Source organism: Actinophytocola gossypii (genome assembly GCF_025165815.1).
Taxonomy (GTDB): Bacteria; Actinomycetota; Actinomycetes; order Mycobacteriales; family Pseudonocardiaceae; genus Actinophytocola; species Actinophytocola gossypii.
In genome coordinates this window covers 296,885-316,930 of the sequence record NZ_JAFFZE010000009.1, presented here as the reverse complement: position 1 = coordinate 316,930, position 20,046 = coordinate 296,885, and the positions used below count along the sequence as shown (strand labels likewise).

Annotated in this window: 19 protein-coding genes; 10 read left to right on the top strand and 9 right to left on the bottom strand. The window is 71.7% G+C overall.

Features of this window, described 5'->3' with window-relative positions; translation table 11 throughout:
- Positions 1-136: 136 nt before the first annotated feature.
- From JT362_RS09800 to JT362_RS09790, 3 genes are read left to right on the top strand one after another with little or no spacing between them, the layout of a single operon-like run.
- Positions 137-1,258, top strand: a complete 1,122-nt coding sequence (locus JT362_RS09800; protein ID WP_260190773.1) for a winged helix DNA-binding domain-containing protein — start codon at positions 137-139, stop codon at positions 1,256-1,258.
- A 55-nt stretch (positions 1,259-1,313) separates the two neighbouring features.
- Positions 1,314-3,143, top strand: a complete 1,830-nt coding sequence (gene recQ, locus JT362_RS09795; protein WP_260190772.1) for a DNA helicase RecQ — start codon at positions 1,314-1,316, stop codon at positions 3,141-3,143.
- Positions 3,144-3,183: 40 nt separating this feature from the next.
- Entirely contained in the window at positions 3,184-4,374 is a 1,191-nt protein-coding gene (locus JT362_RS09790) for a M50 family metallopeptidase (protein WP_311202680.1), read from the top strand.
- 6 nt (positions 4,375-4,380) lie between these two features.
- Here JT362_RS09790 and JT362_RS09785 read toward each other — a convergent pair whose 3' ends face one another.
- Both JT362_RS09785 and JT362_RS09780 read right to left on the bottom strand, forming a co-directional pair.
- Positions 4,381-5,193, bottom strand: a complete 813-nt coding sequence (locus JT362_RS09785) for a hypothetical protein (RefSeq protein WP_260190771.1) — start codon at positions 5,191-5,193, stop codon at positions 4,381-4,383.
- 196 nt (positions 5,194-5,389) lie between these two features.
- Positions 5,390-6,430: an isoaspartyl peptidase/L-asparaginase family protein gene (locus JT362_RS09780; RefSeq protein ID WP_260190770.1), complete on the bottom strand. Its 1,041-nt coding sequence runs from the start codon at positions 6,428-6,430 to the stop codon at positions 5,390-5,392.
- An 83-nt stretch (positions 6,431-6,513) separates the two neighbouring features.
- Between JT362_RS09780 and JT362_RS09775 the strand changes: the two genes are divergently transcribed.
- The 3 genes from JT362_RS09775 (at position 6,514) to JT362_RS09765 (ending at position 9,079) form a co-directional block, all read left to right on the top strand.
- Positions 6,514-7,437, top strand: a complete 924-nt coding sequence (locus tag JT362_RS09775; protein WP_260190769.1) for a LysR family transcriptional regulator — start codon at positions 6,514-6,516, stop codon at positions 7,435-7,437.
- A 110-nt stretch (positions 7,438-7,547) separates the two neighbouring features.
- Entirely contained in the window at positions 7,548-8,948 is a 1,401-nt protein-coding gene (locus JT362_RS09770) for an OFA family MFS transporter (protein WP_260190768.1), read from the top strand.
- A 2-nt stretch (positions 8,949-8,950) separates the two neighbouring features.
- Positions 8,951-9,079 (top strand): MFS transporter small subunit, encoded by a 129-nt coding sequence (locus JT362_RS09765; RefSeq protein ID WP_260190767.1) that lies wholly within the window; start codon positions 8,951-8,953, stop codon positions 9,077-9,079.
- Here JT362_RS09765 and JT362_RS09760 read toward each other — a convergent pair.
- A complete protein-coding gene (locus tag JT362_RS09760) occupies positions 9,048-9,605 on the bottom strand; it encodes a TetR/AcrR family transcriptional regulator (RefSeq protein ID WP_260190766.1) in 558 nt (185 codons plus the stop codon). The two genes, JT362_RS09765 and JT362_RS09760, sit on opposite strands and share 32 nt — an antisense overlap.
- Before the next feature lie 2 nt (positions 9,606-9,607).
- The gene (locus JT362_RS09755; protein WP_260190765.1) at positions 9,608-9,928 is read right to left on the bottom strand and encodes a DMT family transporter; all 321 of its coding nucleotides are present in this window, start codon (positions 9,926-9,928) and stop codon (positions 9,608-9,610) included.
- A gap of 113 nt (positions 9,929-10,041) precedes the next feature.
- On the opposite strand from JT362_RS09755, the gene JT362_RS09750 reads away from it, so the two are divergent.
- On the top strand, positions 10,042-11,169 hold the full coding sequence (locus JT362_RS09750; protein WP_260190764.1) for an L-talarate/galactarate dehydratase: 1,128 nt from the start codon (positions 10,042-10,044) through the stop codon (positions 11,167-11,169).
- Here the strand turns inward: JT362_RS09750 and JT362_RS09745 are convergent.
- From JT362_RS09745 to JT362_RS09735, 3 genes are read right to left on the bottom strand one after another with little or no spacing between them, the layout of a single operon-like run.
- Positions 11,166-12,134 carry a TIGR03557 family F420-dependent LLM class oxidoreductase gene (locus JT362_RS09745; RefSeq protein WP_260190763.1) on the bottom strand — a complete coding sequence of 323 codons (969 nt, stop codon included), beginning with the start codon at positions 12,132-12,134 and terminating at the stop codon, positions 11,166-11,168. The genes JT362_RS09750 and JT362_RS09745 overlap by 4 nt on opposite strands.
- Positions 12,134-12,682, bottom strand: a complete 549-nt coding sequence (locus JT362_RS09740) for a type 1 glutamine amidotransferase domain-containing protein (protein WP_260190762.1) — start codon at positions 12,680-12,682, stop codon at positions 12,134-12,136. The genes JT362_RS09745 and JT362_RS09740 overlap by 1 nt, the downstream gene beginning before the upstream one ends.
- 37 nt (positions 12,683-12,719) lie before the next feature.
- Entirely contained in the window at positions 12,720-14,057 is a 1,338-nt protein-coding gene (locus JT362_RS09735; protein ID WP_260190761.1) for an NAD(P)/FAD-dependent oxidoreductase, read from the bottom strand.
- Positions 14,058-14,154: 97 nt separating this feature from the next.
- Here JT362_RS09735 and JT362_RS09730 point away from each other — a divergent pair, with 97 nt between their 5' ends.
- Positions 14,155-14,781 carry an alpha-ketoglutarate-dependent dioxygenase AlkB gene (locus JT362_RS09730; RefSeq protein WP_260190760.1) on the top strand — a complete coding sequence of 209 codons (627 nt, stop codon included), beginning with the start codon at positions 14,155-14,157 and terminating at the stop codon, positions 14,779-14,781.
- A gap of 13 nt (positions 14,782-14,794) precedes the next feature.
- On the opposite strand, the gene JT362_RS09725 is transcribed toward JT362_RS09730, so the two are convergent.
- Together JT362_RS09725 and JT362_RS09720 are read right to left on the bottom strand one after the other, a co-directional pair.
- Entirely contained in the window at positions 14,795-15,229 is a 435-nt protein-coding gene (locus JT362_RS09725; protein ID WP_260190759.1) for a GNAT family N-acetyltransferase, read from the bottom strand.
- Positions 15,230-15,240: 11 nt separating this feature from the next.
- Positions 15,241-15,522, bottom strand: coding sequence for a metal-sensitive transcriptional regulator (locus JT362_RS09720; RefSeq protein WP_260190758.1), 282 nt, complete (start codon positions 15,520-15,522; stop codon positions 15,241-15,243).
- Between the two features lie 130 nt (positions 15,523-15,652).
- Here JT362_RS09720 and JT362_RS09715 point away from each other — a divergent pair, with 130 nt between their 5' ends.
- Together JT362_RS09715 and JT362_RS09710 are read left to right on the top strand one after the other, a co-directional pair.
- On the top strand, positions 15,653-17,395 hold the full coding sequence (locus JT362_RS09715; protein WP_260190757.1) for a gamma-glutamyltransferase family protein: 1,743 nt from the start codon (positions 15,653-15,655) through the stop codon (positions 17,393-17,395).
- A gap of 822 nt (positions 17,396-18,217) precedes the next feature.
- On the top strand, positions 18,218-19,993 hold the full coding sequence (locus JT362_RS09710) for a BCCT family transporter (protein ID WP_260190756.1): 1,776 nt from the start codon (positions 18,218-18,220) through the stop codon (positions 19,991-19,993).
- The last annotated feature ends 53 nt before the right edge of the window (positions 19,994-20,046 follow it).

Here is a 20,046-nt window from a genome sequence, read left to right as displayed (position 1 = left end):
CTCTCTCCTTCTGCTCAAGTCCGGCGTCAACCTAGCGTCGGACGGGTCCGACCGGGATCGACACGCGCGTCCGGATTCTTTTTCGCCAGCGCGATCAGGTCACGAACTGACCGGTTCGATCACTACGGTCCGTGGCATGGAGACGTTCACCTGGGCGGAGGTCTGCGCCAGGCGCCTCGCCCGGCACCGGCTGGCCGGCGCGCCGGCGGACGACGTGGCCGAGGTCGTGCGCGCGTTGGCCGGAGTGCACGCGCAGGTGCCATCGGCGGCGGAGCTGTCGATCGGTCTGCGGCTGGCCGGGGCGACCCGTGAGACCGTGCGGCACGCGCTGTGGACCGAACACAGTCTGATCAGGACTTTCGGGCCGCGCGGCACCGTGCACCTGTTGCCCGCCCGGGACCTCGCGATGTGGACCGGCGCGCTGGCCGAGATCCCGCTCGCCGCCGCCCAGCAGCCGCCGCACGTGCGGATGACCGCCGAGCAGACCGAGCAGGTCCTGGCCGCGATCGAGGACGCGGTGGCCGACGCGGAGCTGACCGTGGACGAGCTGTCCGACGCCGTGGTCGCCGCGTGCGGGTCGTGGGCGGGCGACCCGGTGATGGACGCGTTCCAGGGGAAGTGGCCGCGCTGGCGGCAGGTCATGCACCTGGCCGGAATGCGCGGCGCGCTGTGCTTCGCCCCGAACCGCGGCCGGAAGGTCACCTACACCAGCCCACGCCGCTGGCTGCCCGGCTTCAACCCGGCGGGCGGCGCGCTGCCGGACGTGCTGCGTGCCTACCTGCACGTGTTCGGCCCGGCCACGCCCGCCCGCTTCGCCAACTGGCTCGCCGCGCCCCGGGCGTGGGCGCGCGGGGTGTTCGCCGACCACGCGGACGCACTGGAGCGAGTGCTGGTCGACGGCGAGGAGGCCTGGGTCAACGCCGGCGACACCGCCCGGCCGACCGAGCCGCCCAGCGGGCTGCGGCTGCTGCCGTACTTCGACGGCTACGCCTACGCCGTCGGCAACGACCGAGCCCGCCTCTACCCCGGCCGGGCCGCGACCCGGGCCAAGGGGAACTTCCAGGTGCTGCTGGTCGACGGCGTGGTCGCCGGGCTGTGGCACCAGCGCCGCGCCGGGCGGAAGGTGCAGCTGACCGTGGAGCCGTTCGGTCGCGTCCGGCGCGCCGACCTCGACGAGCAGGCGGAACGGGTCGGCGCGGTGCTCGGCGCCACGCCGGAGCTGACCGTGGGCGAGGTGACCGTCGGCGGACACGCCTGACCCGGCTGTGGACAACGTCCGAGGCCTGTCGGCGCGCGCCCATAGAATCGCCCGCGTGACCCTCCCCCACACCACCGCACCCGCCCTGGACACGCTCCGCCGCGTGTTCGGCTACGACGCGTTCCGGGGCGACCAGCAGGAGATCATCGACACGGTGGTCGGCGGCGGCGACGCGCTGGTGCTGATGCCGACCGGCGGCGGGAAGTCGCTGTGCTACCAGATCCCGGCGCTGGTCCGCGACGGCGTCGGCGTGGTCGTCTCACCGCTGATCGCGCTGATGCAGGACCAGGTGGACGCGTTGCGGGCGCTCGGCGTGCGGGCCGGCTTCCTCAACTCCACCCAGGACTTCGACGAGCGCAGGCTGGTCGAGGCGGAGTTCCTGGCCGGCGAGCTGGACCTGCTGTACCTGGCGCCGGAGCGGCTGAAGGTCGAGTCGACGCTGCGGCTGCTCGACCAGGGCCGGGTGGCGCTGTTCGCGATCGACGAGGCGCACTGTGTCGCCCAGTGGGGGCACGACTTCCGGCCCGACTACCTGACGCTGTCCGCACTGCACGAGCGCTGGCCGAACGTGCCGAGGATCGCGCTGACCGCCACCGCGACCGAGGCCACCCGCACCGAGATCGCGAACCGGCTGAACCTCACCGAGGCGCGGCACTTCGTGTCGAGCTTCGACCGGCCCAACATCCAGTACCGGATCGTCGCCAAGAACCGGCCGGAGCAGCAGCTGTTGGAGCTGCTCACCACCGAGCACAAGGGCGACGCCGGCATCATCTACTGCCTGTCCCGCGCCTCCACCGAGCGCACGGCCACGTTCCTGAGCCAGAACGGGATCGAGGCGCTGCCGTACCACGCAGGCCTCGACGCCCGCACCCGCGCCACGCACCAGTCGCGGTTCCTGCGCGAGGACGGCCTGGTCGTGGTGGCCACGATCGCGTTCGGCATGGGCATCGACAAGCCGGACGTCCGGTTCGTCGCCCACCTCGACCTGCCGAAGTCGGTCGAGGGCTACTACCAGGAGACCGGCCGCGCCGGCCGCGACGGGCTGCCGTCCACGGCGTGGCTCGCCTACGGGCTGCAGGACGTCGTGCAGCAGCGCAAGATGATCGCCACCTCGGAGGGCGACGACGCGCACCGGCGCAGGCTCGGCACGCACCTCGACGCGATGCTCGCGCTGTGCGAGACCGTGCGGTGCCGGCGGGTGCAGCTGCTGAACTACTTCGGCGAGGCGGCCGAGCCGTGCGGCAACTGCGACACCTGCCTGTCGCCGCCGGAGTCGTGGGACGGCACGGTGCCGGCGCAGAAGGTGCTCTCCACGGTGTACCGGCTCGACCGGGAACGCCGGCAGAAGTTCGGTGTCGGGCACGTGGTCGACATCCTGCTCGGCCGCGCTACGGCCAAGGTCAGCCAGCACAACCACGAGTCGCTGACCGTGTTCGGCGTCGGCACCGAGCTGTCCGAGCCGGAGTGGCGCGGCGTGGTCCGCCAGCTGCTGGCGCAGGGCCTGCTCACGGTCGAGGGCGACCACGGCACGCTGGTCCTCACCGAGGCGAGCGGCGAGGTGCTCGGCCGCCGCCGCGAGGTCCGGCTGCGCACCGAGCCCAAGCGGGCGGGCAGGTCGGCCGGGTCGTCGAGCCGGGGCAAGGCCGCGCCGGTGGTGGAGCTGCCGGAGGAGGCCAAGCCGCTGTTCGAACGCCTCCGCGCCTGGCGGGCGGCCACCGCCAAGGAGCAGGGCGTCCCCGCGTACGTGATCTTCCACGACGCGACGCTGCGCCAGATCGCCGCCGAGGCGCCGACCACCCTGGACCGTCTGGGCACGGTGAACGGCGTCGGCGAGAACAAGCTCGCCAAGTACGGCCAGCAGATCCTCGACACCCTGGCCGCCTGAGGCAACGGGCGCTTCACCGGCGTGCTGCCAGGGTCGGTCCATGCTGGCCTACCTCATCGGCGTGGCGCTGTTCGTCGTCGGCGTGTGCCTGTCGCTGGCCCTGCACGAGGCCGGGCACCTGGTCACCGCCAAGGCGTTCGGCATGAAGGTGCGCCGCTACTTCGTCGGCGCCGGGCCGAAGCTCTTCTCGTTCCGCCGCGGCGAGACCGAGTACGGGCTCAAGGCGCTCCCGTTCGGCGGGTTCTGCGAGATCGCGGGCATGACAACGCTCGACGAGCTCACCCCGGACGAGGAACGCCGCGCGATGTGGAAGCAGAAGACGTGGAAGCGCACGACGGTGATGGCGGCCGGTCCGCTCACCCACTTCGTGCTCGGCTTCGTGCTGCTGTACACGCTCGCCGCGACGATGGGCCTGCCGAACCTGACCGGCCGGCCGGTGGTGTCCGCGACCTCGTCGTGCGTGACGGCGGAAACCTGTCCGCCCGGCTCGGCCGGTCCCGCCGAGGCCGCGGGCGTCCGTCCCGGCGACGAGATCGTCGCGGTCGGCGGTGTCCCGACCCCGAACTGGACCGACGTGGCCACCGCGGTCCGCGACTCCCGCGGCCCGACCACGTTCGAGGTCCTGCGCGGCGACGAACGGCTGACGCTGACCGTCGACGTGCCGGCGGTCACCCGTTCGGTCACGAACGCCGACGGTACGGCGGAACGGGTGGAGCTCGGCGTGGCTGGCGTGTCGGCCACGCGGTCGTTCGACTACGGCGTGCTGGACGCGGTGCCGGCGACCGTGGCGTTCTCCGGTGACCTGTTCGCCCAGACCTTCCAGCGGCTGGTCGAGTTCCCGTCCCGGATCCCGGCCGTGGTCAGCTCGATCTTCGGCGCCGAGCGCGACCCGAACACGCCGGTGAGCGTGGTCGGCGCGAGCCGCATCGGCGGGGAGGCGGTCGAGGCTGGCCTGTGGCAGGTGTTCTTCCTGCTGCTGGCCGGGCTGAACTTCTTCCTCGGCGTGTTCAACCTGCTCCCGCTGCTCCCGCTCGACGGCGGCCACATCGCGGTCACCTGGTACGAGCGCGTCCGCAACTGGCTACGGATGCGCCGTGGCCGCACCGCCGCGGCGCCCGTCGACTACACCAGGCTCAGCACGGTCACGATGGTGCTGGTCCTGGTCGGCGGCGCGGTCATGGTGCTGACCATCACCGCCGACATCGTGAACCCGATCAGACTCACCCAGTAGCCGCCGTCAGACGTCGTGCCAGACCGGGGTCCTGGTGATCATCCGGCCCAGGTTGGGGTCCGCATAGCACTCGATGGTCCCCTCGGCGAGCCGCTTCTCGTCGACGTGCAGGCCGAAGAACTCGGCTTGCGCGCTGTCGCCCGGCTGGACCTGCGCCGTGGCGTTGCTGTCCATGCCGCCCACGATGGTGCCGTCGGCGTCCCGCACCACCGCGGTCGCCTTCGGCTTCAGCGGAACGTCGTAGGTGTTGGTCACCTCGACCGTGGCCGGATCCGCCCCACCGACGACCGGGTCGCCCACCTCCAATTCGGCGTAGGCGCCGGGTGGTTTCCGGTAGCGCTCGCCGTCCGGGGTGTCCAGCGCCGTGATCAACGTGATCTCGACGGTCATGTCGGCGATGGTCGGCCGGACGTCCGAGGTCGTGTCGGCGTACATGTCACTGCCGCCGACGCCCATCCGCTGGCCCGGCAGTACGACGCTGAACTCGTGGCCCTGACTCGCGTCCTCGACGGGCTCGCCCGCCTCGTCGAGGAACTCCACACGGGCCCGGACGGTGAGCGCCACCTCGTCGGACACGTTCTCGACGACGAACCCGTAGCTCAGGTAGTCGCTCTTGATGCCCGGCTTCTCGACGCGATAGGTGGCGAACCCCTGGTCGACGACCTCGATCACCTCGTCGGCGCTGGCGATCTCCTTCGGGTTGTCGCCGTCACCCGCACCGCCCGCGGCGGACGATGACCCACTCCCTTCGCTACACGCGGTCGTGACGGCGAGTGCCGCGACCACGACCGCGACCAGCTTCCTGCTTCGATCTCCCATGCGGCCCGAAGCTAACGCCGCGAACCGCGAGGACGTGTCAGGCGTTCGCTCTACACCCGTCGTGGGGGGGGGGGGGCCGGCCCCGGCCCCCCCCCCCCCCCCCCCCCCCCCCCCCCCCCCCCCGCGCGCGGGGTTGCCCCCCCCCCCGGGGGGGGGCCGGGCCCCCGGGCCGGGCGGCCGGCCCCCCACGGGTCGCCTACCCGGCCGGGGTCTCGTCGTTGTAGACGCGGGTGACGACCCGGCCGTCGCGGGTGATGTAGCCGTTGATCAGGCCGGGCGTGCTGTGCGGGGTGGCCAGCGTGCCACGTGGGTCGAGCGCGATCACCCCGCCGGTCGCGCCGAGGGCCGGGATCTTCTCGTTGACCACCTTCGACGCGGCCCGCCGGACCGGCGCCCCGGTGTACTCCATGATCGCCGAGATGTCGTAGGCGGCCACGCCACGGATGAAGACCTCACCCGTTCCGGTGCAGGACACCGCCACGGTCCGGCTGTTCGCGTACGTTCCCGCGCCGATGATCGGCGAGTCGCCGACCCGGCCGACCAGCTTGTTCGTCAGTCCGCCGGTCGAGGTGGCCGCCGCGACCTCGCGCGACCGGTCCACCGCCACCGCGCCGACCGTGCCGCCGCCCTCCTTCGGCTCGGCGTCCGGCTGCTTCGCCTCCATCAGCGAGTCCCACCGGCGCTGGGTGAAGTAGTAGTCCTGGGTCGTGTACGGCACGCCGTTGCGCAGTGCGAACGTGTCCGCCCCGGCGCCGGCCATCAGCACGTGCGGGGAACGCTCCATGACCATCCGCGCCAGTGAGATCGGGTTCTTCGTGTTGTGCACGCCCGCGACCGCGCCCGACCGCAGGTCCCGGCCGTCCATGATCGACGCGTCCAGCTCGTGCTCGGCGTCGGTGTTGAACACCGCGCCCTTACCGGCGTTGAACAGCGGGTCGTCCTCCAGCACGCGCACCGCGGCCTCCACCGCGTCCAGGCTGGGCCGGCCGTCGGCCAGCAGGCGGTATCCGGTGCGCAGGGCCTTCTCCAGGCCGTCACGGTAGGCGCGTTCCCGCTCGGGTGTGATGCTGCCGCGGGGCAGCGAGCCGGCGCCGCCGTGCACGGCCAGCACGACGCCGCGGATCGGTCCGTCACCGGACGGTGGGGGCGCGGACTCGGCGCCGGCGGAGCCGGACACGCCGAACGCGGTCGCGGCGGCCAGCACCGCGATGAGCAGCCGGGGTCGCAGGGTGGACATCGAACCTCCTCGAACGATCGACGAACGAGACTTCTCGACCCACCTTCCTTTACCTCGGCCGACATTGCGAGTATCTGTTGACCATGTTGCTGCGCCAGCTGGAGTACCTGAGCGCGCTCGCACGGGAGGGACACTTCGGCCGCGCGGCCCAGGCGTGCCACGTGTCCCAGCCGGCGCTCTCGGCCGCCATCCGCAAGCTCGAGGCCGAGCTCGACATCCAGATCGTGCAGCGCGGGCAGCGCTTCGAGGGGTTCACCCCGGAGGGCAAGCAGGTCCTGCAGTGGGCGCACCGGATCCTCGCCGAGCAGGACGCCATGCGGCACGAGCTGGACAGAATGCGCGGCGGGCTGTCCGGGGTGCTGCGGATCGGCGCGATCCCGACCGCGATCACGCTCGCCTCGCTGCTCACCAGCCCGCTGGCCGAGCGGCACCCGAACGTGCGGGTGTCGATCGAGTCGCTGTCCTCGCGGGAGATCGTGCAGCGGCTGGCCGAGTTCGACCTCGACATCGGGATGACCTATGTGGACGGCGAGCCGCTCGGCACCGTCCGCGTGGTGCCGCTCTACCGCGAGCGCTACCTGCTGCTGACCTCGGTCGACGGCGCGTTCGCCGACCGCGAGTCGGTCGGCTGGGCCGAACTGGCCGACACCCCGCTGGTGATGCTGTCGTCGGTGATGCAGAACCGCCGGATCCTGGACCGGACGTTCGGTGAGGCCGGGGTGACCGTCACGCCGTCGATCGAGGCCGACACGGTCTCCGCGATCTACGCGCACGTCGGCACCCGCCGCTGGTCCAGCGTGATCGCGCACGCCTGGCTGCACGTGTTCGGCGTGCCGGACGGCCTGCGGGTCGTTCCGCTCAAACGGCCGCGCCGGGAGCACCAGGTGGGGCTGGTGCTCGCCGACCGCGACCCGGAGCCGATGCTGGCCCGCGCCCTGCTGGACACCGCGCACCGGGTGGACGTGCAGGCCACGTTGGACGACCTGATGCGCCGCTATCTGAGCTGACTTTTCGCGGTCCCCGACAATCTTGGCCGGTGCGCCCGGCGCCGGTCGTGTACTACGGTTCTCCTGCATACCGCATACCTTCCGGATCGGACCGCACGGAGGTGGGGGTCGTGGCGGCGTTGTCGTTCCTCGACCGTGAACACACGGTGGCCAAGCCCGGCTACAGCAGATGGCTGATCCCGCCCGCGGCGCTGGCGATCCACCTCTGCATCGGGCAGGCCTACGCCACCAGCGTCTACAAGAACGCGCTCGTCTCCCACTTCGACACGAGCCTGACCGCGATCGGGATCATCTTCTCGATCGCCATCGTCATGCTCGGCGTGTCCGCGGCGGTGATGGGCACCTGGGTGGAGCGCGTCGGCCCGCGTGCGGCGATGTTCACCGCGGCCTGCTTCTGGGCCTCCGGCTTCCTGATCGGCGCGCTCGGCATCGCCACCGACCAGCTCTGGCTGGTGTACCTGGGCTACGGGTTCATCGGCGGCATCGGCCTCGGCATCGGCTACATCTCGCCGGTGTCCACGCTGATCAAGTGGTTCCCGGACCGGCCGGGCCTGGCGACCGGCATGGCGATCATGGGCTTCGGCGGCGGCGCGCTGGTCGCCTCGCCGCTGTCCCGGCAGCTGATGTCGCTCTACGACCCGAACTACGACTCCGCCACCGGCCAGGCGTCCGGGGGCGCGGTCGCCGCGCTGTTCCTCACCCTCGCCATCGTCTACTTCCTGGTGATGATGCTCGGCGTGTTCAACGTGAAGGTGCCGGCACCCGGCTGGCGGCCGGAGGGCTTCGACCCGGGGAAGCTCAAGGCCAAGCCGATGATCACCCGCGCGAACGTCTCCGCCGCGAACGCGATCCGGACCCCGCAGTTCTGGCTGCTGTGGACGGTCCTGTTCTGCAACGTGACCGCGGGCATCGGCATCCTGGAACAGGCCAGCCCGATGATCCAGGACTTCTTCCGCGAGGGCGGCACGTCGACGGTGGCCGCCACCGCGGCGACCGCGTTCGTCGGGCTGCTGTCCATCTTCAACATGGCCGGCCGGTTCGCCTGGTCGTCCACATCGGACTTCATCGGCCGCAAACCGACGTACGTCATGTACCTCGGTGTCGGAATGGTCCTGTACATCCTGCTCGCCGTCGCCGGGAACAGCTCGACCGCCGTGTTCGTGCTGCTCGCCGCCGTCATCATCTCCTTCTACGGCGGCGGGTTCGCCACCGTCCCGGCCTACCTGCGCGACCTGTTCGGCACCTACCAGGTCGGCGCGATCCACGGCAGGCTGCTCACCGCGTGGTCCGCTGCCGGGATCGCCGGACCGCTGATCATCAACGGCTTCCTGGACGCGCAGGGCGAGCCGGGCGAGCTGGTGGCCGCCGACTACCGGCCCGCGCTGTTCACCATGGTCGGCGTGCTGGCCGTCGGGTTCGTCGCGAACCTGCTGATCCGCCCGGTCGCGAGCCGGTTCCACGAGGCCGAGGGACACACCGACGCCTTCGCCGAGGCGATCGGGAGGAGGTAGTCATGACCGAGCCGTCCGCACCGGCGAACCAGACGATCCGGCTGGTGGTCTCCTGGCTGGTCGTCGGGATCCCGCTGGTCTACGCGCTGTACCAGACGATCAGGTCGATCCTGCCGTTGTTCGGGGGCTGACCAGGCCGGCCACGCCCGCGCGGAGCCCCTCGGTGTCGAGCGGGTCGCCGGTCACCAGCGCCTGCAGCAGCGCGCCGTCCACCAGCGCGGCCAGCGCGACACCGCGCTCGTACCCGCCGGCGAGCCGGGAGCAGATCCCGCGCAGCCCGTCGAGCCACAACGCCGCGCTCGGCCGGAGGTCGGGGGCGCGGGCCGCGGCGAGGTAGAGCTCGTACTCCAGCAGGGCCTGCTCGCGGTCGGCGAGGTACCCGGCGATCAGGTCGACGAGCGTCGTGACCTGGTCGTCGGAGCGCATCAGCTCCTCCGCCCACGCCTCGAGCTGCGCCCGCGCGTCCTCGGTCGCCTCCCGCATGGCGGTGACCACCAGGTCGTCGAGCGTCGGGAAGTAGTAGGTGGTGGAGCCGAGCGGGACCTCCGCCCTGGCCGCGATCAGCCGGTGGGTCACCTGCCCTCGGCCGACCTCGGCGATCACCCGCATCGCAGCGCGGACGATGGTCCGCCGCCTGCCCTCGGGGTCACGTCGCACGCTCAATGGGCACCTCCGATGTTGAGGGTCACCACGCCGGCGATCACCAGCAGCACGCCGACGACCTTGGTGACGCTGATCGACTCGTTCAGGAACAGGACACCGATCGCGACGATCGCCGCGGTGCCGAGCCCGGACCACACGGCGTAGGCCACGCCGACCGGAACATGCCGGACCACCAGCGCGAGCATGGCGAACGCGGCCGCGTAGCCGGCGAGGCAGGCGACCGTCGGCCAGAGCCTGGTGAAGCCCTCGGTGGCCCTGAGCAGGCTGGTCGCCACCACCTCGAAGGCGATGGCGACCGCCAGGTAGACGTACCCCACGACAATCCCTCCTGTACTTCTGTACATGTACAACCGTACAGGAGAAGGTGCCTCTAGGCAGGCCACCGGGTGGCGCGATAGAACTGACCGCCGACGACCCGAGGAGCCGCCGAGTGCCCGATGACCGGATCGACCGGGTCCGCCTGTCGCTGGCGTTCCTGCCGCTCGCGGCACCCGCCGGCGGGAAGGCACCGGCCGGGCACCGGCCGCCGCTGACCGAGGTCGCATTCCTGTTCGCCGAGCTGGGTACCGTCGACGGCGGCTCCGGCCTGGGGTTCAGCCACGCCATGCACGCCGGCGGACCCGCGCTCTACGCGCACGCGAAGGAGCTGGCGCCGCGGCTGCTCGGCGAGGACCCGAACGACATCGGACGCGTCTGGGAGAAGCTGGTGTCGTCGGCCGCGTCGGCCGGGCGCGCCGGACTGGCGACGCAGGCGGTCGCGGCCGTCGACGTGGCGCTGTGGGACCTGAAGGCCAGGCGCGCGAACCTGCCGCTGGCGAAGCTCCTCGGCGCGTACCGGCGGGCCGTGCCGTGCTTCCACACGCCGAGCGGGTTGCCGACCACGCCGCTGCCCGAGGTCGTGGACTCGGCCCAGCGCGCGCTCGCCCGCGGCGTCGGCGGCATCAAGGTCACCGTCGGCCAGCCGGACGTCGCCGCCGACCTGGAGCGGCTGCGGGTGGTCCGCGATCGGCTCGGTGACGGCGTGCCGCTGATGGTCGACGCGAACCAGCAGTGGGACCGGGCCACCGCGCTGCGGGTCGGCCGCGTGCTGGAGCGGCTGAACCTGGTGTGGCTGGAGGAGCCGCTGGACGTCCACGACGTCGACGGGCACGCCGCCCTCGCCGGCGCGCTGGACACCCCGGTCGGCGCCGGCGAGCTGCTGACCAGCGTCGACGAGCACGGCAGGCTGATGGCCGCCGGCGGGTGCGACCACGTCCAGCCGGACGCGCCGAGGGTCGGCGGGATCACCCCGTTCCTGCGGATCATGGCGCTCGCCGACCAGCACGGGCTGGGGCTGGTCACGCACTTCGCGCCGGAGCTGCACGTGCACCTGGCCGCCGCCTACCCGAGGACGGCGTGGGTGGAGCACGTCGACTGGCTGGAGCCGCTGTTCGAGGAGCGACTCGAGATCCGGGCGGGCCGGCTCGTGGTGCCGGACCGGCCGGGGCTCGGCCTCACCCTCAGCGCCCAGGCGGCGACCTGGACCACCGACCGGCTGGAGTTCACCGAGACGGCCTAGCCGGCCGCCTCCCGCAGCGCCGGGAGCAGCTGGTCACGGGCGAACGGGAAGAACGCGTCCTGGTGCTCGCCGCCGATCTGGACCAGCGCGACGTCGGTGAAGCCGGCCTCCCAGAACGGCTTCACCGCGGCCACGATCGGGTCGACGTCGGGGCCGCACGGGATGTTCTCGGCCACGTCGTCCTCGGTGACGAACTGGGTGGCGGCCGCGAACCCGGCCGGTCCCGGTAGCTCGGCGTTGACCTTCCAGCCGCCGGCGAACCAGCGGAACTGCTCGTGCGCCCGGCGCACCGCGGCGCCGCGGTCGGGGTCCCAGCTCACCGGCAGCTGCGCGATCTTCCGCGTGCCGCGCCGGACGCCGTCCCAGCGCTCGCACAGCTCCGCGGTCGGCTCGACCGCGATCATCGCGTCGGCCAGGGGCGCGAAGCGGTCGACCGACTGCGCGCCGGACACCGCTGTCGCGATCGGCACCCGGACGTCCGGCAGGTCCCACAGCTTGGCCGAGTCCACCTGGAAGTGCCGGCCCGCGTAGTTGACGTGGCCGCCGTCGAACAGCGCGCCGATGATGTCGATGGCCTCGGCCAGCATCTCGTGCCGCTGGTTCACCGGCGGCCAGCCGCGGCCGACCACGTGCTCGTTGAGGTTCTCCCCGGCGCCGAGCCCCAGGGTGAACCGGTTGCCGGACAGCAGCTGGGTGGTCGCCGCCTGCTGCGCGACGACGGTCGGGTGGTACCGCATGATCGGGCAGGTCACGTAGGTCATCAGCTCGACGGTGGACGTCGCCTGGGTGACCGCGCCGAGCACGCTCCAGGCGTTCGGGGCGTGCCCCTGCTCGGCGAGCCAGGGGAAGTAGTGGTCGCTCATCACCTCGAAGTCGAAGCCGGTGCGCTCCGCCTCGGCGGCGAAGCGCACCAGCTCACGCGGACCGGCCTGCTCGGTCATCAGCGTGTAGCCGAAGCCGACCATCAGGCGTGCACACCCTCGGCGATCTCCTCGACGGCCTTGGCGCAGAACGCGTCCAGGTCGCCGGGGTTGCGGCTGGACACCAGGCCGTTGTCGGTGACGACCTCCTGGTCGACCCAGGTCGCGCCCGCGTTGCGCAGGTCGGTCTTCAGGCTCGGCCACGAGGTCATCGTCCGGCCGCGGACCACGTCGGCCTCGGCGAGCACCCAGCCGCCGTGGCAGATCACCGCGACCGGCTTGCCGGAGGTGACGAACTCCTTGACGAACCGCACGGCGCGCTCGTCGGCCCGCACGAAGTCGCCGTTGGCCACACCGCCGGGCAGCACCAGCGCGTCGTAGGAGTCCGGGCGGGCGTCGTCGACCGTGGTGTCGACCGGCTTGCGGTCCCCCTTGTCGAGGTGGTTGAACGCCTGGAGTTCGCCCGGCTCCAGGCCGATGAGTTCCGGCCGGCCGCCGGCGTCGGTGACCGCCTGCCACGGCCGGTCCAGCTCGACCTGCTCCACCCCGTCGGTGGCGAGGAACGCCACCCGCTTGCCCTCGATCCTGGGCATGCCACATCAACTCCCTCGAAAGCTCCGAGTCCGGCGGCTACCCGGCCTTGCTGCCGGCAAACCCGCCGGTGCGCTGACCGTCCGCCTCGGCCAGGCTGATCCCCTCCTCCGGCACGAGTCCGAAGTGGACGACCTGGCGGCGGGTGAGCAGGTCGGCGGCCCAGTCGAACGCGACCCGCAGCCGGTTCGACGGCATCGCCATCAGGTGGTACCCGCGGGTGACGACCTTCGCCGGGAACCCGCGCAGCGGCACGTGCAGCGGGTCGGCGACGGCCTGCGAGCCGGCCAGGTCGACGACGAAGCCCAGGTCCCGGTGCTTGTACTCGCGTGCCTCGCCGACGCCGAGCGACGCCGCGACGTTGATCCCGGCGACCCGGCCCTGGCGCTGCGCGTGCTGGGCGGTCATCGGCGTGATCTCCCCGGGCCGGGTGAGGTCCGGCACCGCGGCGACGTCACCCGCGGCGAACACCTTCGGTTGCCCGGGCACCTGGAGGTAGGCGTCGGTGTTCAGCCTGCCCTTTGTGGTGGGCAGGTTCAGCGGCTCGACCAGCGGGTCGGGCCGGACACCGACGCACCACACCACGGTCCGGGTGGGGATCTCGGTGTCGTCGGTGAGCCGGGCGCAGTGCTGGGTGACCTCGCTGACGCTGGTCTTCAGCCGGACGTCGACGCCTCGACGCTCGAGCACGCTCTGCGCCGGTCCGGACAGCCGCTCGCTCAGGTTGGGCAGGATCCGGTCGGCCATGTCGATCAGGACCCAGCGCACGTCCTCCTCGCGCAGCCCCCGGTAGCGGCGCAGGGCCTGGCGGGTCAGCTCCGCGCCCTGGGCGACCAGTTCGGTGCCCGTGTAGCCGGCGCCGACGACGACGAAGGTGGTGCGCTCGCGCCGTTCCGCCGGGTCGTCGGTCTGCTCGGCGAGCTCCAGCTGGCGCAGGATGTGGTCCCGCAGGTAGATGCTCTCGGCGACGGACTTGAAGCCCTTGGCGTACTCGGCGACGCCGGGGATCGAGAGCAGCCGGGTCACACTGCCGGACGCGATGACCAGGCGGTCCCAGTGCAGGTTGGTGTCGGTGCCCTCGACGTTGGTCACGGTGGCGGTCTGCCGGTCGAGGTCGATGCCGGTGACGTCGCCGAGGACGGCCTGGGTGCGCTTGAGCTTGGTACGCAGCGGCACGGCCACCCGGCGCGGGTCGAGCGAACCGCCGGCCACCTCGGGCAGCAGCGGGACGTAGAGCATGTAGTCGGTCGGGTTGACCACACACAGGTCGGCGGCGTCGGGCGGCAGCCGGCGTTCGAGCGTGCGCAGGCAGTGGTAGCCGGCGAACCCGGCGCCGACCACGACGACCCTTGGTCGCCGCTGGCCGTTGTCGGACATTGTTGTCACCCTTTCGTCGTCGGGCCAGCGGCATACCCGGAGAAGGTGCCGGCCAACCTCCGCACGTGTGTTCGAAACGCGGTGTACAGTGACGGGCATGACAGCAGGACTGCAGGGCTCACTACTGGACGACCTCGACGACGTCGGGCTGCGTCCGCTGTCGTCCATGCGCCGGACGCCGCTGAGCGACGGCGCGTGGATCGACACCCGACCGGGCTGGCTGAAGGGTGCCGGAACACTGTTCGACCGCCTGTCGCGCGAGGTTCCGTGGCAAGCGGAGCGGCGGCGGATGTACGACCGCGTGGTCGACGTGCCCCGCCTGTTGAGCTTCTACGGCGAGGGCGAGGAGTTACCGCACCCCGTGCTCGAGGAGGCACGGGAGGCACTGTCCGCCTACTACGCCGACGAGCTGGGCGAGCCGTTCCGCACGGCCGGCCTGTGCTACTACCGCAGCGGGCGGGACAGCGTGGCCTGGCACGGCGACCGGATCGGCCGCGGCAGCACGGAGGACACGATGGTCGCGATCGTGTCGGTCGGCGCGCCGAGGGACCTGTTACTCCGGCCGCGCGGAGGCGGCGGAACCCTCCGTCACGCCCTCGGCCTGGGCGACCTGATCGTGATGGGCGGGTCGTGCCAGCGCACGTGGGAGCACGCGGTGCCGAAGACGGCGAAGCCGGTCGGCCCGAGGATCAGCATCCAGTTCCGCCCTCGCGGCGTTCGCTGAGCTGTTCGCCGGGCTACAGCGCCTTCATCAGGCGTGCCTTCCGGCCACAGACGTCCTCGTAGCCGAGCCCGTGGTAGAAGCGGTGGGCGTCCTCGCGATAGCGGGAACTGGTGATCTCGAGTTCGCGGCAGCCCAGCTCGCGTGCCTCGTGCTCGGCCCTGGTCACCAGGGCACGCCCCACGCCGTGTCCACGCCAGGCCTGGTCGACCACGAGCGCCAGGAGCCGGGCAAGCCGGCCGTCGTACTCCAGGAGCGGCATGACGTGCAGTGCGGCGACCCCGACGACGACGCCGTCCGACTCGGCGGCCACGAGACGGCTGTGCTGGTCGGGCAGCCAGTTGCGCAGCCGCGCACGCACCTGGTCGGCGTCGGCGGGGTAGCCAAGCTGGGTCAACAGGTCCGCGATCGCCGAGGCGTCCGTCGGCCGCACCGGCCGCAGGTCGATCATCGGCCGGCCGGTCAGGAGCGGACCAGGCGGGCGATCGCGTCGCTGGCCTCGCGGACCTTCTCGTCGGCGTCCTTGCCGCCGTCGGCGATCGCCTGGGCGACGCAGTGGCGCAGGTGCTCGTCCATGAGGCCGAGGGACACCGCCTGGAGTGCCTTGGTGGCCGCCGAGATCTGGGTCAACACGTCGATGCAGTACTCGTCGTTCTCGACCATCCGCTGCAAACCGCGGATCTGGCCCTCGACGCGTCGCAGGCGCTTGAGGTAGGCGTCCTTGTCGCTCGTGTAGCCCCGCATCCCGAGTTCCCTTCCGACGTCCCGACCAACGACCGACCATTCAGTATACCCGAGGGGGGTAAAGTCGCCCACATCCGCGAGGCGCACGATACCCGCGAGACCGCAGGAGGTATCTCATGGCAGTCGGCGAATGACCTTCACCACGCGGCCGGAGCTCGCCGGCACCTTCGGCATGGTGGCCAGCACGCACTGGCTCGCCTCCTCGGCGGGTATGGCCGTGCTGGAGTACGGGGGCAACGCCTTCGACGCGGCCGCGGCCGCTGGCTTCACCCTGCACGTGGTGGAGCCGCACATGAACGGCCCTGGCGGCGAGGTCCCGATCCTCTTCACCACGGCGGCCGACCGGACCCCGGTGGTCCTGTGTGGACAGGGCCCGGCGCCGGCCGGCGCCACGCTCGAACGGTTCCGGGGCGAGGGGCTCGAGCTCGTCCCCGGCACCGGGCTGCTGGCGGCGACGGTGCCGGGAGCGGTCGGTGCCTGGCTCACGCTGCTGCGCGACCACGGCACGATGCCGCTCGCCGACGTGCTCGAGTACGCCATCGGGTACGCCGAGCGCGGGCACCCGGTGTCCGACGCGGTGGTCACCACGATCGCCACGGTCGAGGAGCTGTTCCGCACCCACTGGCCGACGTCGGCGCGCCGCTGGCTTCCGGCGGCCCGGGCCGGCGAGCTGGTACGCAACCCCGCGCTGGCCGAGACGTACCGCCGGCTGGCCGCCGAGGCGGTCGGTCCGAGCCGCGAGGCCCGGCTGGACGCGGCCATGCGGGCCTGGTACGAGGGCTTCGTCGCCGAGGAACTGGACGCGCACTGCCGCACCGAGACCTTCGACGACTCCGGGCAGCGGCGCGCCGGACTGCTCACCGGTGACGACCTGGCCGCCTGGCGGCCGGGCTACGAGGAGCCGGTCAGCCTGGACGTGTTCGGCTGGCGGGTGTGCAAGGCGGGCGCGTGGAGCCAGGGTCCGGTGCTGCTCCAGCAGCTCGCCACCCTGCACGCGCTGGGCGAGCTGCCGCCGCCGGGCAGCGCCGAGCTGATCCACCGGGTCGTCGAGGTCACCAAGCTGTGCTTCGCCGACCGCGACGCGAACTACGGCGACGACCCGTCGGTGCCGCTCGACCTCCTACTCTCCCCCGCCTACGCGGCCGAGCGGGCGGCACTGGTCACCGGCGAGGCCGGCACGCCGCTGCGCCCCGGCGCGGGCCGGCTGCCGGCGTTCGTCACCGAGGGCGCCGACGTCACGAGGGCCGGTCCGGGGATCGGCGAGCCGACGCTGTCCCCGCTGGGCACCACCCGCGGCGACACCTGCCACCTCGACGTGGCCGACCGGTGGGGCAACGTGGTGTCCGCCACCCCGTCCGGCGGCTGGCTGCAGAGCTCGCCGACCGTGGAGCGGCTGGGCTTCTGTCTCGGCACCCGCGCGCAGATGTTCTGGCTGGAGGAGGGCCTGCCGAACTCGCTCGCCCCGGGCAAGCGCCCGCGCACGACCCTGTCCCCGTCACTGGCCGTGCGCGACGAGGAGATTCTGTCGTTCGGCACACCGGGCGGCGACCAGCAGGACCAGTGGCAGCTGGGCTTCTTCCTGAACCACGCCGGGCACGGGATGAACCTGCAGGAGGCCATCGACGCGCCGGTCTGGCACACCACCGCATTCCCGAGTTCGTTCTACCCCCGCACGACCGGGACCGAGGTGCTCGTGGAGTCCAGGGTGGGCACGGAGGCGCTCGACGACCTGCGTCGCCGGGGCCACGACGTCACGGTCGCCGACCCGTGGTCGCTCGGTCGCATGTCGTCGGTCGCCCACGACCGCGCCACCGGCCTGTTACGCGGCGCGGCGAACCCGCGTGCGATGCAGGGCTACGCGGTGGGCCGCTGACGCGCTCACGGCCAGCACCCGGCGAGGCGGCGCAGGCCAAGCTGGCGGGCCGAGACCACGCGGTTCGCGGGACACCCGGCGCCGCCACGTCGACATCGGAAACAGCCGTGCATCCGGCACACCGAGCCGACCGTCGAACTCCGGCCGCGGGCGCGGCGCGGCCGGTGGCCCGCCAGAGGCGCGCACCGGCAGGTCGCGAGCCTACGCGGCTGGTCAGCGCGACCTGACCGCCACCCGACAAGCCCCACTCGCCCGCACCCGCGTCATCGCGGCCTGAAGATGCCGCTTCCGCCGCACATCCAGCTGATCACGCCGGAATTCCACAGTGGATCGTGCGGTGCCCGGGCACGCCGAGGTGGACCGTCGCCGTCCTGCTCGTGCTCAAACACCACCCGGTCGTGCTGTTCCAGGGGCGCATGATTGGATGGGTGACCAGACTGGACAATGCCGCGCGTCAGGACCGCCCCGGCGTGATGCTGCTCGCCGCCTGCGCGGTGTTCGCATGTCCTCGGTCGCCGCCGTCGCGGCGCGCGCTCGCCGAGACGCTCCGGACTCGCCACGGACGGCCGGCACCGTCAGTACCAGGGGCTTCTTCACCTGCGGGTTCACCGGGTTCAGGATGCTCTGGCCGCTGGTGGTGACTACACTTGCCGGCGCGGACGAGGGCTCTTTTGCGTAACGAAACATCGCCGGCTCACAATGCGCAACAATGTCACTTCTCGGCGTTGCCCTAAGGTCTAGGCTGCCGAACCGGTTCGACCAACAGTTCCGCATCGGGAGGGAGGCATCGCGCCGGCGGGTTCGGCGCGGGCTCACAAACTTATGGATGAAGTGACGAAAGCTCCGGAAGCCACCGGCCCGGGGCAGGAAGACGAGGACACGAGCGTCGAGACACCGCGGCGGGCCGCTGACCAGCCCGCGGTGACCGACCGCGTCGTGTTCGGAGTCGCGGCCGCGCTCACCGTGGTTTTCCTCGCGTGGGGGGTGTTCGGCACCGACTCGATGGTCACGGTCGCGTCCAGCATCCTCAACGACGGCATCATTCCTTACGGCGGCTGGGCTTTCGTCCTTGTCGCGAGTGGATTCGTGCTGTTCGCGATCGGACTGTCGATCAGCCGCTACGGACGCATCCCGCTCGGTGACGACAAGGAGAAGCCCGAGTTCCGGACGGTGTCCTGGATCGCGATGATGTTCAGCGCGGGCATGGGCATCGGGCTGATGTTCTTCGGCGTGGCCGAGCCGGTCACCCACCTGATGAGTCCACCCCCGGGCACCGACCTGCCGGCGTCGGACGACGCCGTGCACACGGCGATGGCGACCACGCTCTTCCACTGGACCATCCACCCGTGGGCGATCTACGCGGTGGTCGGCCTGGCGATCGCCTACAGCACCTTCCGCCGCGGCAGGCGCCAGCTGTTCAGCTCGGTGTTCGCACCGCTGCTCGGCAAGCGCCGGGCCGAGGGCCCGCTGGGCAAGGCCATCGACATCATGGCGATCTTCGCCACGCTGTTCGGCTCGGCCGCCTCGCTCGGGCTCGGCGCCCTGCAGGTCGCCGAGGGCATGGAGTTCGTCGGCTGGGTCGGCGAGGCGGGCACGTTGCTGCTGGTGGCCGTGATCGCGGTGCTGACGATGGCGTTCGTCGCCTCGGCGGTGTCCGGTGTGGCCAAGGGCATCCAGTGGCTGTCGAACATCAACATGGTGCTGGCCGCGGTACTGGCCGTGTTCGTGCTGGTCGTCGGCCCGACGGTGCTGATGCTGAACCTGCTGCCCGGCGCGATCGGTGACTACGTCCGGGAGTTCGCGGAGATGTCCGGCCGCACCGGCGTCACCGGCGGGGAGGAGATGCAGGCCTGGCTCGGTGGGCAGACGATCTTCTACTGGGCGTGGTGGATCTCCTGGACGCCGTTCGTCGGTGTGTTCATCGCGCGGATCAGCCGCGGGCGGACGATCCGGCAGTTCGTGGCCGGCGTGATCCTGGTGCCGAGCGTGGTGAGCCTGTTCTGGTTCGCCATCTTCGGTGGGGCGGCGATCCGCCAGCAGCGGGACGCGCTGCGCGCCCAGGGCCTGAGTCCCGAGGAACTTGCCGCGCACAACGCGAACGAGACACTCGGTGACGTGTTCAGGGTGGACACCTGGGTGTACAACCCGAACGGGACGTCGGAAGGCATGACGTTCGCGTTCCTGCAGAGCCTCCCACTGTCCACAGTGGCCGCGGTACTGGTGATCCTGCTGGTGTCGATCTTCTTCGTATCCGGCGCCGACGCGGCCTCGGTGGTGATGGGCACGCTGTCCCAGGGCGGCTCGGTGCATCCGAAGCGCCACGTGGTGATCTTCTGGGGCGTGCTGATGGGTGCCGTCGCCATCGTGATGCTGCTCGTCGGGGACGGGAGCGGGAACGCGCTGACCGGCCTGCAGAACCTGACGATCATCGTCGCCGCGCCGTTCGCCCTGGTGATGATCGGCCTGTGCGTGTCGCTGTGGCGCGACCTGCGGTCCGACCAGCTGATGATCCAGGAGGACGAGATGTTCCGGAAGCTGCGAGCGGCAGCGGCCGAGGAACACGTCAAGGCACGCCGACGCGGCCTCCGGCGGCGCTGACCCCGGCTCGACCGACCCTGAACGACCCTCTTGGGACATTCACCGTCCCAAGA

Bases quoted from the DNA above. Each gene is read 5' to 3' on its own strand.
- JT362_RS09800 (WP_260190773.1), top strand. From the start codon at position 137: ATGGAGACGTTCACCTGGGCGGAGGTCTGCGCCAGGCGCCTCGCCCGG.
- JT362_RS09790 (WP_311202680.1), top strand. From the start codon at position 3,184: ATGCTGGCCTACCTCATCGGCGTGGCGCTGTTCGTCGTCGGCGTGTGC.
- JT362_RS09785 (WP_260190771.1), bottom strand. From the start codon at position 5,193: ATGGGAGATCGAAGCAGGAAGCTGGTCGCGGTCGTGGTCGCGGCACTC.
- JT362_RS09780 (WP_260190770.1), bottom strand. From the start codon at position 6,430: ATGTCCACCCTGCGACCCCGGCTGCTCATCGCGGTGCTGGCCGCCGCG.
- JT362_RS09775 (WP_260190769.1), top strand. From the start codon at position 6,514: ATGTTGCTGCGCCAGCTGGAGTACCTGAGCGCGCTCGCACGGGAGGGA.
- JT362_RS09765 (WP_260190767.1), top strand. From the start codon at position 8,951: ATGACCGAGCCGTCCGCACCGGCGAACCAGACGATCCGGCTGGTGGTC.
- JT362_RS09745 (WP_260190763.1), bottom strand. From the start codon at position 12,134: ATGGTCGGCTTCGGCTACACGCTGATGACCGAGCAGGCCGGTCCGCGT.
- JT362_RS09740 (WP_260190762.1), bottom strand. From the start codon at position 12,682: ATGCCCAGGATCGAGGGCAAGCGGGTGGCGTTCCTCGCCACCGACGGG.
- JT362_RS09735 (WP_260190761.1), bottom strand. From the start codon at position 14,057: ATGTCCGACAACGGCCAGCGGCGACCAAGGGTCGTCGTGGTCGGCGCC.
- JT362_RS09730 (WP_260190760.1), top strand. From the start codon at position 14,155: ATGACAGCAGGACTGCAGGGCTCACTACTGGACGACCTCGACGACGTC.
- JT362_RS09725 (WP_260190759.1), bottom strand. From the start codon at position 15,229: ATGATCGACCTGCGGCCGGTGCGGCCGACGGACGCCTCGGCGATCGCG.
- JT362_RS09720 (WP_260190758.1), bottom strand. From the start codon at position 15,522: ATGCGGGGCTACACGAGCGACAAGGACGCCTACCTCAAGCGCCTGCGA.
- JT362_RS09715 (WP_260190757.1), top strand. From the start codon at position 15,653: ATGACCTTCACCACGCGGCCGGAGCTCGCCGGCACCTTCGGCATGGTG.
- JT362_RS09710 (WP_260190756.1), top strand. From the start codon at position 18,218: ATGGATGAAGTGACGAAAGCTCCGGAAGCCACCGGCCCGGGGCAGGAA.